Below are 15923 nucleotides of genomic sequence, written 5' to 3'. Positions count from 1 at the left end.
ATAGTGGGCACGTGCCCACTCGTCGAGCGAAGGGATGCGCGGTGCCGACAGGAGTGGCCCTCCGCGATGTGCGCGAGCAGCTGTTCGACGCCGCCGAGCGGATCCTGCTGCGGGACGGCCCGAGCGCGCTGACCAGCCGCGCGGTCACCGACGAAGCGGGCGTCGCCAAAGGCGTCCTGCACCGGCACTTCGCCGATTTCGACGCCTTCCTCGCCGATTTCGTCATCGACCGCGTCGACCGGATGGACCCGCAGGCCGCCGCGCTGCGCGAGTCCGCCGGGACCGGCACGGTCGGCGGCAACCTCACCGACGCGCTGACGGCGCTGTTCGAGTCGGTCGCCGTCGCGATCGTCCCGCTCGTCACCTTCCGGACCCAGTTGCGCGTCCTGCTCCGGCGGACGCTGCCGGCCGGCGTCCCCGTCCTGACGGAGGCGGTGGGCGTGATCGAGTCCTACCTCGCCGCCGAGCGCGACCTCGGCCGCCTCGCGCCCGGCGCCGACGTCGAGACGCTCGCCCCGACCCTGATCGGCGCCGCGCACCTCCTGTTCGCCGACCGCTCCGGCCCCCGCCCGGAGCGCGACGCCGTCCAGAAGATGGTGTCCGCGGTCGTCGGCGGAGTCGTCCGGTGACCGCTACTCGGCGGCGAAGAGCGTGCGCTCCACGTGCTGCGTGTCGGTGTACTCGCGGACCGACGTGATCCTGCCGTCCCGCACGGTGAAGACGCCCAGGCACGCGTTGTCGTAGGCGCGGCCGTTCCGCGCCGTGCCGCGGGACGTCCATTCGGCGACGACCCGCTCCCCGTCGGCGATCACGTTCGTGAGGACGACCTCGGGCTCCCCGCCGGGCCGGAACAGCCGTCCGGCGCCGCCGAGGAAGTCGCCGACGATCGCGTCCCGGCCCCGCCAGGTGCCGGTGAGCGGCAGGTCGCCCGGATACGTCCAGGTGGCGTCGTCGGCGAAGCTCGCGGTGATCGTGTCCAGGTCGCCGTCCGCGACGGCCTCGACGTAGCGGGTGACGACGAGCGCGGGGTCGCGGCTCAGCCGCACGGCGAGCCAGTCGAGGGTCTCGGGGAGCCACGTCCAGCGCGTGTTCTCCAGCAGGTGGCCGCCCTCGGGGACCAGCACGTACTCGCCGCCGGACCGGCGGGCCAGCTCCGCGCCGTTCGCGACGCCCGGGATCACGTCCAGGCCGCCGTCCAGGACGCGGAGCGGCTGCCGGACGGCGGGCGCGCCCACCCGGCGGGCGAACTCGCGGGCGGCGGTCTCGCCGCCCGTCCGCAGGACGAACGTCTCCGTCACGTACGGCGGGAGCTCGTCCCAGGCCAGGGCGGTCGGGCCGCTCACGGTGACGGCCGCGCGGATCCGCGGCTCATGGTGCGCGGCGACGGAGGCGAGGAAACCGCCCATGCTGAGCCCGATCACGCCGATGGCGTCGGGCGGCGAGGCGACCGCGTCGAGGGCCCGCCGGACGACCCGGTGGTACTCCGGCTCCCAGGCGCCGCGGACGGCCAGCTCCCCCTGGCCCGGACCGTCGATCGCGAGGACCGCGAGCCCCCGCTGGACGAGCGCCTCGGCGACGGGCATGAACTCGACCTTGCCGGAGTTCATGCCGGGCACCAGGACGATCAGTGGCGCGTCCGGGGACGGGCGGCGCAGGACGCCGGTGAAGCCGGGCCCGGCGAGGTGCTCGGCGTCCGGGGCGAGCAGCGCGAGGGAGCGGCGCAGCGCGTCGGCCGACGCGGCGGCGAACCGTCCGTGCGCGGCCAGGTCCGGGTTGGGCAGGACGGTCGCGAAGTGGAACCAGAGGGCGGCGTCCCGGTATGCCTCACCGGCGGAACGCGGCAGCCGCGCCCGCTCGGCCAGGGCGGAGTGCTCCCGGGCCGTCCGGGCGAACGCGTCCGGCCACTCGGGCAGCGACGCCAGCCCGCCGGTGACCGCGTCGTACCGGTAGGGGTCGATGCCCGCCGCGATGGCGCGCGAGCGGTTCGCGTCGATGAAGGGTCCGGCGGGTTCGTCGAAGAAGGCGCTCATCGGTCGTTCTCCAGAGTCGGGACGGCGTTGCCGCGCATGCGGCGCTCACGCAGATCGGTCGGGACGGCCGCGCTCTCGCGCCGGCCGGCGACGGCCGAGCTCCGGCATACCCACAGGAAAGCGCCGCGGCCGGGGGCCGGTCCAACAACCGGCGGGCCGGATTGACAACCGTCGGTTGTCGTCCACGATGGGAGGCATGGACCTCGACCTCGGCCAGGTGCGCGCGTTCCTCGGCGTCGCCGACCACCTGCACTTCGGGCGCGCGGCCGAGGACCTGGCGATCAGCCAGCAGGCGGTGTCGAAGCGCGTGGCCGCGCTGGAGAGATCACTCGGGGTCGCGCTCTTCGCCCGGGGCGGCGTGCGGCTCACCGAGGCGGGGCGGCGCTTCCGCGAACCGGCGCGGGAGGCGCTGCGCGCCGCCGACGCCGCCCTCGGCGCGGTCCACGCGGGCGCCGGGCCGCTGCGCCTGGACGTGTGGGGCCACCTCTACGGCCCCGCCCGGACGGTCGGCCCGGTCATCGGCGAGCGGCCCGAACTGACCGTCGAACTGGGCATGAGCCGCGACCTGCCCGCCGCGGCGGCGGCGCTGCTGCGCGGCGACGCCGACGCCGGGTTCGGCCGCGTCCACCCGCCGCTGCCGGACGGCCTGGCGCACCGCGTCGTCCGGCTCGAACCCGTGGACGTGCTGGTCAGCGCGGAGGATCCGATGGCGTCGGCGTCCTGCGTCCGCCCGTCCGACCTCGCGGGCCGCGAACTGTGGTTCCCGGCGGCGCCCGGCCGGCTCGACTTCCTCAGGCGGTTCTGCGACGAGTTCGGCGTCCGCGCCGTGCAGGGCGGCGCGAACCTCGGCGTCGACCACCTCCTGGCCGGCCTGCGGGACGAGCCCGGACGCGTCACGCTGTTCCCCTCCGACGCGCCGCTGCCGGGCCGTCCGGGAATCCGGGCCGTCCCCGTCGTGGACCCGACCCCGCTCTACGCCTGGTCCCTGGTGTGGCCCCGGCAGGCCCCGCACCCGATGGTCCCGGCGCTGCTGCGCGGCTTCGCCGAGCGCGGGCGGCGGCACCGCTGGCTGGAGTACGACCCGGACCGGGACTGGCTGCCCGCCGACCCCGACTGATCGGGGCGGGTCAGCCCGAGCGGAGGCGGGCGTAGACGTCGCCGGAGCGGCCGCGCGGCCGGATGCGTTCGAGTCGCCGCCGCAGTGCGTCGCCGTCGAGCCAGCGCGGACTGGCGAACCGCATCGTCTCGACGGGGGAGTAGTTGTACTCGTACGGGCCGAGCCGCTCGACGATGGCCAGTACGTCCATGGACGCGTCATGCGCCGACGGGATGTACTCGAACGACAGCGCGGGGACCGGCTGGGAGAGCCCCGCGAGGACGTCCGCCTCGAAGCCCTCCACGTCGATCTTGCAGAAGGCCGGCACGCCGTGGGCCGCGATGAGGTCGTCCAGCGTGGTCACCTCGACCTCGACGGAGCGGTCCCAGCGGACGTGGGCGAAGCTGCTGTCGGCCGTCACCGACTCGATCCAGCCGGGCGACATGGAGGACACCGTGGGCGTCGCGGACGACAGGGCCAGCTTCGCCTTCCCCGGCTTCGCGCCCGCCGCGCCCGGCACGATCGCGACGTCCCGGTCGCGGCCGAAGAAGAGCCGCAGCACGCGCAGGCAGTCGGGCTGGGGCTCGACCGCCACCACGCGCGCCCCGAGCCGCCGCCACACCCGCACCCGGCCGCCCACATGGGCGCCGATGTCGAAGGCCACGTCGCCGGAGCCGAGGAACTCGCCGTAGAGGCGCGTCGCGCGCCGGTGCTTGCCCGGAACCCCGTAGTACATGACCAGCGACCGGGCGATTCCGTAGGCGCGCAGCAGCATCCGCCGACCCTACCGCGCCCCGTCCGCGAAGCGCCGCGTGCAACAGAATCGGGAGCTCGGGCGTCCTGGGGGCGATGGGAAGGACGGGCCTTTGGACGACGACGACGACGGCGTGGGGTACGAGGAGTTCGTGGCGAGCCGCGCGCAGGCTCTGCTGCGGTACGGCTTCGTCCTCACCGGCAATGCCGATGACGCGGCCGACCTGCTGCAGGAGGGACTGGTCAGGTTGCGCGGCGCCTGGGGGCGGGTGGTCGACAAGCGCGACCCCGAGGGGTACGTCCGCACGATCATGGCGCGGCAGCACATCAGCGCGTGGCGCCGGCGCAGGCGCGAGCACCTGATGGGCAGCGTCCCGGAGCGGCACTACGACGACCGGGGGCTGGAGCGGGCCGAGCACGACCCGCGGTTGTGGGAGGCGCTGGCGGCGCTGCCCCGGCGGCAGCGGGCGGTGCTGGTCCTGCGCTACTACGAGGACCTGCCCGACGAGGAGATCGCCCGGACGCTCGGCATCTCGCGCGGAACGGTCCGCAGCCAGGCGGCCCGCGCGCTCGGCAAGCTTCGTGCGGACTGGCGCCCGGCCGCCGCGCAGACGGTGGGAGGCACCGATGACCGATGATCTGGACCGCGCGCTGCGCGGCACGCTGACGACCGCTGCGCAGGAGGCGCCGTCCGTCCGGCCCGAGCTGCTGGGCCGGGTGGAGGCCGTGCATCGCGGCAGGCGGCGCCGCAAGATGTCGGCCGCCGCGCTCACCACCGCGGTGGTCCTCGGCGGGGCGGGCGTGCTCGGCGCGCAGCTCGGGACCGGCGGCGACGCGGTGCCCGTCGCCGCGGCCGGCGCGCTGAAGCCGGTGGCGCGCGGCGACCTCGGCTCCCCGGTCAAGGTGCGCGAACGGTGGCCGGACGCCGTCCGGAAGCTTCCCGCCCGGCTGCCGAACGGGAGCCTCCTGCGGCCCGTCGCGCTGCTGGACGGCGACGTGCTGGTGGGGGCGACCGAGTCGTCCCTGCAGCGCCCCGACCGGCTGTGGTCCTACGACCTCGGCGCGCGCCGGGCCAAGGCGATCACCGACATCGTGATCCCGCACGGGTCGAAGGTCTTCGCGTCCGACTTCAGCGTCGGCGGCGGCCAGGTCGTCTGGTGGCTGTCGTACCGGGCCGGCGGCCGCGACACGGTCGAGATCTGGGGCGCGCCGGTCGCCGGCGGCGCCGCGCACAAGATCGCCGGGATGCCGGGGGCCGAGGTCTCCGCGCTGCTCGTCGACGGGGACGCCGCCGTGTGGGCCATGAGCGGCGGCGTGTACAGGACGCCGCTCTCGGGCGGCGCGCCCGCGAAGATCCCCGGCACCGAGGGCTTCGGGATCGTGTCCTGGCCCTGGATCGGCTCACCGGCGTCCCACGAGGACGAGCTCGGGTACGTCAGGTACCGGACGCTCGAGAACGTGCGGACCGGAGAGCGCCGCGGGGCCCGCCTCGCGCCGTTCAAGGGAGCCTGGTCGTGCGGGGTGACCTGGTGCGTCGGCGGTCCCGCGGCCGGTGTCCGCTACGACGGCGAGAGGCCGGTCGCCGTGCAGCGCAGGGACGGGAAGGCCGGCACGGCGCTGCCCGGGGACCCCGCCACCGCCGTCCCGCCGGCGGCCGGCGTCCTCCACGAGCGGTTCCTCCCGTACTACCCGGACGGTCCCGGGGCGAAGGACCACCTGCTGTACGACGTCGAGACCCGCACGATGCTCGACACCGGCATCCGGCGGTACGACGAGGTGATGGGGTCCCGCACGAACGCGCGCGACCCGCAGTTCTTCGTCACCAACAAGGACGGGACGACGCTGCTGGACTTCTCGAAGATCGGCTGACGGCCCGGCACGGCCGCCGCCCGTCCCGCGCTCGCGGGGCGGGCGGCGTGCCGCGCGGCAGGGCGGTCAGGAGGGCGGGAGGCCGAGCGCGCGGGCGATCAGCATGCGCTGGACCTCGGAGGTGCCCTCGCCCACTTCGAGGATCTTGGCGTCGCGGTAGAAGCGGCCCACGGCGTACTCGTTCATGAAGCCGTAGCCGCCGAAGATCTGCGTGGCGTCGCGGGCGTTGTCCATCGCGGCGTTGGACGCGACCAGCTTGGCGATCGCGGCCTCCTTCTTGAACGGCTCGCCGCGCAGCAGCTTCGCGGCCGCCGCGTAGTAGGCGAGGCGCGAGGTGTGCGCCCGCGTCTCCATGTCGGCGATCTTGAACTGCACGGCCTGGTAGCGGCCGATCTCCTTGCCGAACGCCTCCCGCTCCCGGACGTAGCGGAGCGACTCGTCCACGCAGCCCTGGGCGAGGCCGACCGACAGGGCGGCGATCGCGATGCGGCCCTCGTCCAGGATGCGGAGGAACTGCGCGTACCCCCGCCCGCGCTCGCCGACCAGGTTCTCGGCGGGGACGCGCACGTCGTCGAACGACAACTCGCGCGTGTCGGACGACGACCAGCCCACCTTGGAGTACTTGCGCCCGACGGTGAAGCCCGGGGTCCCGTTCGGGACGATGATCGTGGAGATCTCGTCCTCGCCGGTGAACGCGGTGACGGTGACGAACGCGGTGATGTCGGTGCCGGAGTTGGTGATGAACGCCTTCGACCCGTTGATCACCCAGGAGTCGCCGTCCAGCCGGGCGGTGGTGCGCATGCCGCCCGGGACGTCCGAACCGCCGCCCGGCTCGGTCAGCCCGAACCCGGCCAGCCGCTCGCCGGACGTGAGCAGCGGCAGCCACCGCTTCTTCTGCTCCGCCGACCCGAACCGGTAGATCGGCATCGCGCCCAGCGAGACGCCCGCCTCCAGCGTGATCGCCACGGACGAGTCGACGCGGGCCAGTTCCTCGAGGGCGAGGCAGAGCGTGAAGTAGTCGCCGCCCATGCCGCCGTGCTCCTCGGGGAACGGCAGCCCGAACAGCCCCATCCTGCCCATCGCGGCGACGATCTCGTACGGGAACTCGCCGCGCTCGTACAGGTCGCCGATCACCGGCGCGACGCTCTCGCGGGCGAACCGCTCGACCGTCCGCCGCAGCTCCTCCTGCTCGTCGCCGAGCGTGAAGTCGATCATTGGGACTACTCCGATTCCGGGGACATGGCCTGGACCACGCGGGAGGGGCTGGGACGCCCGAGACGCGCGGCCATCCAGCGGCTGGTGGCGGCGAGCTTGCCGACGTCGACGCCCGTCTCGATGCCGAGGCCGTCGAGCATCCAGACGAGGTCCTCGGTGGGCAGGTTGCCGGTGGCGCTCTCCGCGTACGGGCAGCCGCCGAGGCCGCCCGCGGAGGCGTCCACGACGGTGACCCCGGCGCGGAGCGCGGCGAGGGTGTTGGCGAGGGCCTGCCCGTAGGTGTCGTGGAAGTGGACGGCGAGCCGCTCGGTGCCGATGCCCGCCTCGCCCAGCGCCTCGATGAGCGCGGTGACCTGGCCCGGCGTGCCGACGCCGATGGTGTCGCCCAGACTGAGCTGGGAGCAGCCCATGTCCATCATGCGGGACGCCACGGAGACCACCTGCGAGATGGGGACGTCGCCCTCCCACGGGTCGCCGCACACCATCGACACGTAGGCGCGCACCCAGAGGCCCTCGGCGCGCGCGCGGTCCACGACCGGGGCGAACATCGCGAGGGACTCGTCCACGGTGCGGTTGAGGTTGCGGCGGGCGAACGTCTCGGTCGCGCTGCCGAACACGGCGATCTCGGTGACGCCGTTGGACAGCGCCCGTTCGAGGCCCCGCTCGTTGGGCACGAGGACCGGATAGCGCAGCTCCGGCGAACGCGGCAGGATGTTCAGGAGCTCCTCGGCGTCGGCGAGCTGCGGCACCCACTTCGGGTGGACGAAGCTGGTCGTCTCGATCGTGCGCAGCCCCGCGTCCGCCAGCCGGGTCACGAACTCGGACTTGACGCCGGCCGGCACGACCGCCTGCTCGTTCTGCAGCCCGTCCCGCGGCCCGACCTCGTAGATCGTGACCCGCTCCGGAAGACCGGAGAGAGGTACCCGCATCGTCATGCCTCCTCGATGACGGCCAGCACCACGTCGAGGGCGACCTGCGCCCCCGCGCGGACCGGCAGTTTCGCCACCACGCCGGCGAGCGGCGCGGTGACGGTGTGCTCCATCTTCATCGCCTCGACGACCACGAGCGGCTGCCCGGCGCCGACCCGGTCGCCCTCGGCCGCCTTGACGGCCAGGACCGTCCCCGGCATCGGGCTGCGCAGCACGCCGTCGCCCGCGGCCGCGGCGGCGGCGCCCTCGGCGCGGACGTGCTCGCTCAGCGCCCACGCGTGCCCGTCCCGGCCGAGCCACAGCGTGTGCCCGTCGCGGACGGCCTCGAACGAGGTCGTCCTCCCACCGTAGGTCAGGACGAACGGGTCGTTCAGCGCGGCGGCGACCGGCTCGCCGCCGCCGACCGCGACGCGGGCGGACGCGGCCCGGCCCTGGACCCGGACCTCCACCGGCTCGCCGCCGGACGGGGTGATGATCCACGGCGCCCAGGCGTGCGCGCCGGGGCGCCAGCCGTCCGGGACGTCCCACGGGTCGTCCCCGGATTCGAGCGCCCGCATCCGCTCCAGCGCGGCGGCGGCGAGAACCTCGGGCGGCACGGACCCGTCCGCGACCAGGTCGTCCACGGCGCGCTCGACCAGGCCGGTGTCGAGATCGCCCGCCGCCACGGACGGGTGCCGCAGCAGCGCGCGCAGGAACGCGACGTTCGTCGGGACGCCCAGCAGCGTGTACGAGGCGAGCGCCCGGTCGAGGCGGTGCAGGGCCTCGGCGCGGTCCGCGCCGTGCACGATCACCTTGGCGAGCATCGGGTCGTAGGAGCCGCCGACCTCGGTGCCGGCGTCGAGGCCGGAGTCGACGCGGGCATGGCCGGGCTCGGTCAGCGCCAGCACGCGCCCGCCGGTCGGCAGGAAGCCGCGCGCCGGGTCCTCCGCGTAGACGCGGGCCTCGATGGAGTGCCCGGCCAGGCGGACGTCGTCCTGCGCGAACGGCAGCGGCTCCCCGGACGCCACCCGGAGCTGGAGCTCGACCAGGTCGAGGCCGGTGACCAGCTCGGTGACCGGGTGCTCGACCTGGAGCCGGGTGTTCATCTCCATGAAGAAGAACTCGTCCGGGCGGTCGGCGGAGACGATGTACTCGACCGTCCCGGCGCCCGCGTACCCGACGGCCCGCGCGGCGGCGACGGCGGCGGCGCCCATCCGCGCGCGGGTCGCCTCGTCCAGCAGCGGCGACGGCGCCTCCTCGACGATCTTCTGGTGCCGGCGCTGCAGGCTGCACTCGCGCTCGCCCAGGTGGACGGCGTTGCCGTGCCCGTCCGCGAAGACCTGGATCTCGATGTGCCGGGGGTTCTCCACGAACCGCTCGGCGAGCAGCGTGTCGTCGCCGAACGAGCCGCGCGCCTCGCGGCGGGCGGACGCGATCGCCTCCGCGAGGTCCGCCGCGTCCCGGACGAGCCGCATGCCCTTACCGCCGCCCCCCGCGGACGGCTTGAGCAGCACCGGGAGCCCGACCTCCAGCGCGGCGTCCGCCAGCTCGGCGTCGGAGAGGCCCGCCTCGTCCCGTCCGGGGACGACCGGGACACCGGCCGCGGCGACGGTCCGCTTCGCGCGGATCTTGTCGCCCATCGCCTCGATCGCCGCGGCGGGCGGGCCGATGAACACCAGCCCCGCCTCGCCGCACGCCCGCGCGAACGCCGCGTTCTCGGCGAGGAACCCGTACCCCGGGTGGACGGCCGGCGCCCCGGAGTCCCGCGCCGCCGCGATCACCGCGCCGATGTCCAGATAAGACGGGATCCGGATGGCCTCGTCGGCCTCCCGCACGTGCCGGGCCAGCGCGTCGGCGTCGGTGTGCACCGCCACGGAGCGGACCCCGAGCCGCCGCAGGGTCCGGAACACGCGGACGGCGATCTCCCCGCGGTTGGCGACCAGGACGCTGTCGAACATCAACACCCTCACATCCGGAAGACGCCGTAGCCGACCGGCTCCAGCGGTGCGTTGGCGGCCACCGACAGCCCGAGGCCCAGCACGCGCCGGGTGTCCAGCGGGTCGATCACTCCGTCGTCCCACAGCCGCGCCGTCGAGTAGTACGGATTGCCCTGCGCCTCGTACTGCTCGCGGATCGGCTCCTTGAAGCCTTCCTCGTCCGCGGCGGGCCACTCCTCGCCGCGCGCCTCCATCTGGTCGCGGCGGACGGTCGCGAGGACGCTCGCGGCCTGCTCGCCGCCCATGACCGAGATGCGGGCGTTCGGCCACATCCACAGGAAGCGCGGCGAGTAGGCCCGCCCGCACATCGCGTAGTTCCCGGCGCCGAACGAGCCGCCGATGACGACGGTGAACTTGGGGACGCGGGCGCACGCCACGGCGGTGACCATCTTCGCGCCGTGCTTGGCGATGCCGCCCGCCTCGTACTCGCGTCCGACCATGAACCCGGTGATGTTCTGCAGGAACACCAGCGGGACGCTGCGCCGGTCGCACAGCTCGATGAAGTGCGCGCCCTTCTGCGCCGACTCGCCGAACAGGATCCCGTTGTTGGCGACGATCCCCACCGGATGCCCGTGGACGCGGGCGAAACCGGTGACGAGCGTGGCGCCGTACTCCTTCTTGAACTCCTGGAAGCGGCTGCCGTCCACGATCCGCGCGATGACCTCGCGCACGTCGAACGGGGTGCGCGAGTCGGGCGGGACGATCCCGTACAGCTCCGACGGGTCGGCGGCGGGCTCCTCCGCCGGCCCGACGTCCCACGGGCGCGGCTCGCGCGGGCCCAGCGTGGACACGATGTCCCGGACGATCCGCAGCGCGTGCGCGTCGTCCTCGGCGAGATGGTCGGTCACCCCGGACGTCCGGGAGTGCAGCTCGCCGCCGCCCAGTTCCTCGGCCGTCACGACCTCCCCGGTCGCGGCCTTCACCAGCGGCGGGCCGCCGAGGAAGATCGTCCCCTGGCCGCGCACGATGACGGCCTCGTCGCTCATCGCCGGGACGTACGCGCCGCCCGCCGTGCAGGAGCCCAGCACCGCCGCGATCTGCGGGATGCCCCGCCCGGACATCGTGGCCTGGTTGTAGAAGATGCGGCCGAAGTGCTCGCGGTCGGGGAACACCTCGTCCTGCCGGGGCAGGAACGCGCCGCCGGAGTCGACCAGGTAGAGGCAGGGGAGCCGGTTGTGCAGCGCCACCTCCTGCGCCCGCAGGTGCTTCTTCACCGTGACCGGGTAGTACGTGCCGCCCTTGACGGTGGCGTCGTTGGCGACGATCACGCATTCGCGGCCGGAGACGCGGCCGACGCCGGTGATGATCCCGGCGCCCGGCGCCTCGTCCCCGTACATGCCGTACGCGGCCAGCGGCGACAGTTCCAGGAAGGGCGAGCCGGGGTCGAGGAGCGTGTCGACGCGGTCGCGGGGGAGCAGCTTGCCGCGCGCGACATGCCGCTCGCGGGCCCGCTCGGAACCGCCGCGCCCCGCCCGGTCGACGCGCTCGCGCAGCTCGGCGACCAGGGCCTCGTTGCGCGCGGCGCTCGCCTTGAACGCCTCGCCCGCGACGTCGGCGCGGGAGCCGATCTCGGGTCCGCCCATGACCCCCCTTCCCGGTTAACGCTCATTAACAATGTTCGTTGCAGGCTGATGTTAACGGCCATTAACAACTCTAGTCTAGACTGCCCGCATGACCTCCCCACGGGCCGAGGCGCTGGCCGGCGCGCCGAACCCGCGGCGCGCCGAGATCCTCGCCGCCGCCGCCGAGCTGTTCGCGCGCCGCGGCTACCACGGGGCGTCCATCGGCGACCTCGGGCGCGCCGTCGGGCTCACCGGCCCCGCCCTGTACCGGCACTTCAGCGGCAAGGAGGCCGTCCTCGCCGAGATGCTCCTCGACATCAGCGAACGGCTGCTCGCCGAGGGCGTCCGCCGCGCCGCGGGCCCCGACCCCGGGCGCGCCCTCGACGCCCTGCTGCGCTGGCACATCGCGTTCGCGCTCGACAACCCCGCGCTGATCACCGTGCACGAGCGCGAACTGGACAACGTCCCCGAACCGCAGCGGCACCGCGTCCGCCGGCTCCAGCGCGCCTACGTCGAGGAATGGGTCGCCGTCCTGCGCCGCCTGAACCCCGGCCTGCGCGACGACCGGACCCGCGCCGCCGTCCACGCGTGCTTCGGCCTGCTGAACTCCACCCCGCGCAGCGCCGCCGGCCTCGACCGCGAAGCCATGGGCGACCTCCTGCACGCCATGGCCCGCGCCGCCCTGGAGGGCGCCCGCTAGCAGGACGCCGTGCGCCCGTCCAGGGACTGGTCGACGGCCCTCGCGAAGCTCGCAGCATCGACGCGCGCGTCGTTCTGCGGTTTGGACTCCTCGCCCCTGAAGATCTTCTCGACACAATCCCGGAAAGTGGCGCTGAACGTGCTGTAGTGCGGCGTCACCGGCCGGGACTGGGCGCGCGGCAGGGCCCCCACGATGGCGCGCCCGAGCGTGGTGAGCTGCGCCTGGCTCGGAAGGAAGGACTCCTCGGCCTCGCCCTTGTCCCTGCCGAGGTCGCAGGGCGCCACAGAGACCGCGCTCGGGGACAGGTCGCCGGGCCGCAGACCCAGCGCGGAATGCCTGGCGGGCGCGAAACCGCCGCACGAGAAAAGCTTGATCTGGCTGTCCTTGTCGCTGAGGAAGTTCACCAGCTTCACGGCGTCTTCGGGGTGCGGAGAGTACGCCGAGACGGCGAGGTTCTGGCCGCCGAGGACTCCATCGCCCGGTAGCTCCCGCACACCGAAGTTGAGCTCGTCGCCGTTCCGCATCCTCGGGTCGGTGGCGAGCGCGGAGAAGGCGTAGGGCCAGTTGCGCATCCGCGAGGTCCCGGACACGAACGCCTGGATGCTGTCCTGTTCCTTTGCTTCCCGGGACGCCGCCACCAACTGTGGCTGTCTCTTCGCCAACCGGACGAGCCTCTTCGCCAACCAGACGAGCGCAGGAAACACGCGCTTGCGGAGGTCGGCCCTGCCCGGATGCCCGTCGCCGCTGAGCAGGCCCGCGCCGCCGCCATTCCACACGGCCTCCAGCGCGTTCACCGTCCGGCCCTCGTAGTCCCCGAACTGCATCGCGACACCCGAATCGAGAAGGTCCGGCCAGGCGGCCGGCACCTTTGCGCCCTTACGGAAGTAGAGGAGCCCGACGTCCACGTTAAACGGCACGGCGTACTGCACGCCTTCCCAGGCACCGGTCTGCAGGGCCAGACCGAAGAAGTCTTCCCCCTCATTGATGTCGTCCAACGGGCGCAGATAGCCGCTGCTTGCGAACTGCGCCGTCCAGGTGTTGTCCATGATGAGGACGTCGTAGTCGCAGCCGCCGGACTCCTCGACGGCCTTGATCTGGCTGTGCTGCAGGTCCGTGGAATCCGCCACCTCCACGAGTGTGGCTTTCCGGAGGGGATTCTTTTTGTTCCAATCCTGTATGAGCTTGCGGCGCTGGTAGTTCAGGCTGACGTCGGTGCCGCCGACGACGACGAGGTTCTCGCGGTCGCAGTGCGGACGGGACGGGCCGGGCCGCAGGGCGACCACGACCGCGATGACAAGGATCAGGCAGGCTCCCGCCGCGGCGGCCCCCCACGCCGTCGCGTCCGGCGGCAGGAACCGCCGCAGGCCGTCGCGGGCCATCAGTGGCCTCCGCCCAGTCTCAGGTTCACCATGAGTTCGGCGGCCTGGCGCTCCTGGGCCTTGGGGTCCGTGCTGAGCGCCAGGCACTCGGCGCCGCCACCACCTCTGAGGGCCGCTACGAAATCCTTGACGGGTGACGCGCCGCAGCCCGCCGGGCCCGCTATCACCACGACCAGCCGCATGTCACGATGCTTCTCGCGATACTCGCCCGACAGCGCCTCGGCCGACAGGTCCTTCTTGGTCGACCCGACCTGTCCATCGGTGACGAGAATCAGGTTCGTCCGTTCCGAGCCGATGTGGGCGTCTTTGAGCATCGTGCTCAGCGACCGGTCGGAACCCTTGGGCGTCGCGTCCAGCAGACGCCGCAGGATGTCGTTCTTGTTCTCCCGTGACACCAACGGCGGGACGTCGGACTCGTCCTTCGGTACCAGTTCGGAGGACGATACCCGCAGTGCGGCGTTGTCGCTGTCCTGGAGCTGTGTGATCAGGCTCTGCATGAACGACACGCCCTGTGCGAGGCGGGTGCCGGCGCGGCCCTTGGCGGTGCCGCCCATTGAACCTGACACGTCCAGCATCAGCGAGAGGGACACCTTGGGGCGCGCCTTGCTGATCAGTGCGAGCGCGCTCTGCATCTCACCGGGGCTCTTCGGCGGCACCTTGTCGGGCAGCGTGACGCTGAGGCGCCTGTCCGCTACGAGCCGTGACAGACTGTAGGACGCCGGGTCGTCGGGATCCGTCGCCGGGTACGTGCCCTCACCGTCGCGAAACCCCTGGGCGGTCAGCGGATTGCGCATGAGCCAGTCGTGGAACGCCCGCACCGCGTCGCTTCGTTCGCTCGTTCTCTGGCCCTGCCACGTCACCGGGACGAACGGGTGATCGAGTGTGGGGAGATCGGCCGAGTAGTGCGGGTACAGACGCCACGCTGCGTATTTGGCCAAGGTGAGGTCGAGGCCCTTCTTGCACTGGTCGTCGCCGAGGGGCTGGCCGAAGTTGTAGTCGCTCAGCAGTTGTTCGGGGACGGCCACCGCGATGTCCTTGGGAGGCCGCAGGTGCGGGTGCTCCTCGGCCTGTTTCCGGAAGCGGCACAGCAGCGACACGGCGTCGGGGGCGACCAGGTCGGCGGGTTCGGCGAACCGCTCGTCTTCCCGGTTGTCCGTGTCCTGCGTCCTGGCATAGAGCGCGGGGGTCACCGCCAGCGCCACCGCGGACGTCTCCGGGACGGGACGGGCGATGCCGCGCAGCTTCAGCCCCACCCCCGCGAAGCGGCTCAGCAGATCGCTGATGTCCGTCGCCACCGGCGGCGCCCGGAGATCGTTGACCACCGTATGGTCTTCGCCGAAGAGAGCCAGCGTCATCGGCGAGCGCCCCAGCGAAGACGGCTTCTCATCGAACGCGGGTCCTCCCGTGTTCCCGCCGACGCCTTTGACATATTCGAGTTCCGCCTTGGAGGACGGAATCCAGATGTCGGGCTGCGGGCCGAACAGGCGATCGTTGTCCGGGGGCGGGTCGCCGGCAGCCCCGTTGCGCGGCCATTGTTGCCTGAAAGCCGTACGCAATTGCACAGGGCCCGGTTCTGCCGCCACGCTGACGCTGTACTTGCTGCAGCCGTGGTCCTGGCTCGCGTTCTCGAACCCCGCGGCGGCGCTGCGCAGCGGCCTGATCGTCGCAGGGCTGGTGAGGACCCGCAACTCCAGGGGCTGCCCGCAGGGGCGCGTCCACTTCAGCAACTGGCCGACGCCGAAAACCGACGTCAAGATCAGCAACATCGCGGCGGCGCCGGCGGCGCCCCAGCCGACGGCCGTCGCGGTGCCGCTCGGCACCTTCGGGAACAGCCGCTTCAGCACCGACTTCACCGGATCGCGGGTGGCCAGCCATCCCACCAGGACGAAGGCCGACACCGTGACGATGGCCGTGACGAGCGTCCCCAGCCAGGCGACGGCGTAGACCTGCTTCATCAAGACCGTCACGATGACACCGGAACAAACGCCGATGATGACACTCGGCGGAATCTCGCCGGGCCCGGGGCTGAGGCCAGGGGTGTCGCCAGGGCCGATCGGGCCGTTGCGCCGCCCGCCGGACTCGGAGCCCGGTGGCTGGTCGCCGTCGCCGGATTCACTCATATGGGGCTTCGTTGTCACGCGGAACTCTCGACTTGCCGGATCTTCGGAATAGAGTTCTGATCATAATTCGTGGCTCTGGGCGCGATACAGGAAATCGGTTGACCTCGATAGGCCGATCCTGTCGAGGTGGATTGCGGTCGACCCTTAATTACCTTTTCCATCTTCCGGGACGGTGGATGCCCAGGCAGCCGGGGGCCAAGGAGTGCCGGCGGCCGTGCGGCCGAGCGTCTTGACGGACCGCCAGCAAGGCGGGTCAGATGGGACCCGAGGTCGTCCGGCCGCCAGACCCGCACA

Annotated in this window: 13 protein-coding genes; 5 read left to right on the top strand and 8 right to left on the bottom strand. The window is 72.9% G+C overall.

What is annotated here, in order from left to right; translation table 11 throughout:
• Positions 1 to 41: 41 nt before the first annotated feature.
• Entirely contained in the window at positions 42 to 629 is a 588-nt protein-coding gene (locus ACA511_RS15350) for a TetR/AcrR family transcriptional regulator (RefSeq protein ID WP_375024976.1), read from the top strand.
• 3 nt (positions 630 to 632) lie between these two features.
• Here ACA511_RS15350 and ACA511_RS15345 read toward each other — a convergent pair whose 3' ends face one another.
• Positions 633 to 2030, bottom strand: coding sequence for an alpha/beta fold hydrolase (locus tag ACA511_RS15345; protein WP_375024975.1), 1398 nt, complete (start codon positions 2028 to 2030; stop codon positions 633 to 635).
• A 196-nt stretch (positions 2031 to 2226) separates the two neighbouring features.
• Between ACA511_RS15345 and ACA511_RS15340 the strand changes: the two genes are divergently transcribed.
• Positions 2227 to 3147, top strand: coding sequence for a LysR family transcriptional regulator (locus ACA511_RS15340; protein WP_375024974.1), 921 nt, complete (start codon positions 2227 to 2229; stop codon positions 3145 to 3147).
• A 10-nt stretch (positions 3148 to 3157) separates the two neighbouring features.
• On the opposite strand, the gene ACA511_RS15335 is transcribed toward ACA511_RS15340, so the two are convergent.
• On the bottom strand, positions 3158 to 3901 hold the full coding sequence (locus tag ACA511_RS15335; RefSeq protein ID WP_375024973.1) for an FkbM family methyltransferase: 744 nt from the start codon (positions 3899 to 3901) through the stop codon (positions 3158 to 3160).
• A 91-nt stretch (positions 3902 to 3992) separates the two neighbouring features.
• Here ACA511_RS15335 and ACA511_RS15330 point away from each other — a divergent pair, with 91 nt between their 5' ends.
• The gene (locus ACA511_RS15330; RefSeq protein ID WP_375024972.1) at positions 3993 to 4517 is read left to right on the top strand and encodes a SigE family RNA polymerase sigma factor; all 525 of its coding nucleotides are present in this window, start codon (positions 3993 to 3995) and stop codon (positions 4515 to 4517) included.
• Complete coding sequence (locus ACA511_RS15325; protein WP_375024971.1) at positions 4507 to 5748, top strand: hypothetical protein; 1242 nt, start codon at positions 4507 to 4509, stop codon at positions 5746 to 5748. Before ACA511_RS15330 ends, ACA511_RS15325 begins: the two co-directional genes overlap by 11 nt.
• A 66-nt stretch (positions 5749 to 5814) precedes the next feature.
• Here the strand turns inward: ACA511_RS15325 and ACA511_RS15320 are convergent, their stop codons facing one another.
• The 4 genes from ACA511_RS15320 to ACA511_RS15305 are packed head-to-tail and all read right to left on the bottom strand — an operon-like array spanning position 5815 to position 11451.
• Positions 5815 to 6963 (bottom strand): acyl-CoA dehydrogenase family protein, encoded by a 1149-nt coding sequence (locus tag ACA511_RS15320; RefSeq protein ID WP_375024970.1) that lies wholly within the window; start codon positions 6961 to 6963, stop codon positions 5815 to 5817.
• A 5-nt stretch (positions 6964 to 6968) separates the two neighbouring features.
• On the bottom strand, positions 6969 to 7892 hold the full coding sequence (locus ACA511_RS15315) for a hydroxymethylglutaryl-CoA lyase (protein ID WP_375024969.1): 924 nt from the start codon (positions 7890 to 7892) through the stop codon (positions 6969 to 6971).
• 2 nt (positions 7893 to 7894) lie between these two features.
• Entirely contained in the window at positions 7895 to 9829 is a 1935-nt protein-coding gene (locus ACA511_RS15310; protein WP_375024968.1) for an acetyl/propionyl/methylcrotonyl-CoA carboxylase subunit alpha, read from the bottom strand.
• A gap of 8 nt (positions 9830 to 9837) precedes the next feature.
• Positions 9838 to 11451 carry a carboxyl transferase domain-containing protein gene (locus ACA511_RS15305; protein ID WP_375024966.1) on the bottom strand — a complete coding sequence of 538 codons (1614 nt, stop codon included), beginning with the start codon at positions 11449 to 11451 and terminating at the stop codon, positions 9838 to 9840.
• Between the two features lie 88 nt (positions 11452 to 11539).
• Between ACA511_RS15305 and ACA511_RS15300 the strand changes: the two genes are divergently transcribed.
• A complete protein-coding gene (locus tag ACA511_RS15300; protein ID WP_375024965.1) occupies positions 11540 to 12130 on the top strand; it encodes a TetR/AcrR family transcriptional regulator in 591 nt (196 codons plus the stop codon).
• Here the strand turns inward: ACA511_RS15300 and ACA511_RS15295 are convergent.
• The gene (locus tag ACA511_RS15295; RefSeq protein WP_375024964.1) at positions 12127 to 13509 is read right to left on the bottom strand and encodes an extracellular solute-binding protein; all 1383 of its coding nucleotides are present in this window, start codon (positions 13507 to 13509) and stop codon (positions 12127 to 12129) included. The two genes, ACA511_RS15300 and ACA511_RS15295, sit on opposite strands and share 4 nt — an antisense overlap.
• Positions 13509 to 15629, bottom strand: a complete 2121-nt coding sequence (locus tag ACA511_RS15290; protein WP_375024963.1) for a hypothetical protein — start codon at positions 15627 to 15629, stop codon at positions 13509 to 13511. The genes ACA511_RS15295 and ACA511_RS15290 overlap by 1 nt, the downstream gene beginning before the upstream one ends.
• Positions 15630 to 15923 lie beyond the last annotated feature (294 nt).

The organism is Actinomadura sp. GTD37 (genome assembly GCF_041951365.1).
Lineage (GTDB): Bacteria > Actinomycetota > Actinomycetes > Streptosporangiales > Streptosporangiaceae > Spirillospora.
Note: the sequence above shows the minus strand (reverse complement) of the source record. Positions and strands in the feature narration are given on the sequence as shown.

What these genes read in the sequence shown, in the direction of transcription:
- ACA511_RS15345 (WP_375024975.1), bottom strand. Translation starts at nt 2,030, where the DNA reads ATGAGCGCCTTCTTCGACGAACCCGCCGGACCCTTCATCGACGCGAAC.
- ACA511_RS15340 (WP_375024974.1), top strand. Translation starts at nt 2,227, where the DNA reads ATGGACCTCGACCTCGGCCAGGTGCGCGCGTTCCTCGGCGTCGCCGAC.
- ACA511_RS15335 (WP_375024973.1), bottom strand. Translation starts at nt 3,901, where the DNA reads ATGCTGCTGCGCGCCTACGGAATCGCCCGGTCGCTGGTCATGTACTAC.
- ACA511_RS15325 (WP_375024971.1), top strand. Translation starts at nt 4,507, where the DNA reads ATGACCGATGATCTGGACCGCGCGCTGCGCGGCACGCTGACGACCGCT.
- ACA511_RS15320 (WP_375024970.1), bottom strand. Translation starts at nt 6,963, where the DNA reads ATGATCGACTTCACGCTCGGCGACGAGCAGGAGGAGCTGCGGCGGACG.
- ACA511_RS15315 (WP_375024969.1), bottom strand. Translation starts at nt 7,892, where the DNA reads ATGCGGGTACCTCTCTCCGGTCTTCCGGAGCGGGTCACGATCTACGAG.
- ACA511_RS15310 (WP_375024968.1), bottom strand. Translation starts at nt 9,829, where the DNA reads ATGTTCGACAGCGTCCTGGTCGCCAACCGCGGGGAGATCGCCGTCCGC.
- ACA511_RS15305 (WP_375024966.1), bottom strand. Translation starts at nt 11,451, where the DNA reads ATGGGCGGACCCGAGATCGGCTCCCGCGCCGACGTCGCGGGCGAGGCG.
- ACA511_RS15300 (WP_375024965.1), top strand. Translation starts at nt 11,540, where the DNA reads ATGACCTCCCCACGGGCCGAGGCGCTGGCCGGCGCGCCGAACCCGCGG.
- ACA511_RS15295 (WP_375024964.1), bottom strand. Translation starts at nt 13,509, where the DNA reads ATGGCCCGCGACGGCCTGCGGCGGTTCCTGCCGCCGGACGCGACGGCG.
- ACA511_RS15290 (WP_375024963.1), bottom strand. Translation starts at nt 15,629, where the DNA reads ATGAGTGAATCCGGCGACGGCGACCAGCCACCGGGCTCCGAGTCCGGC.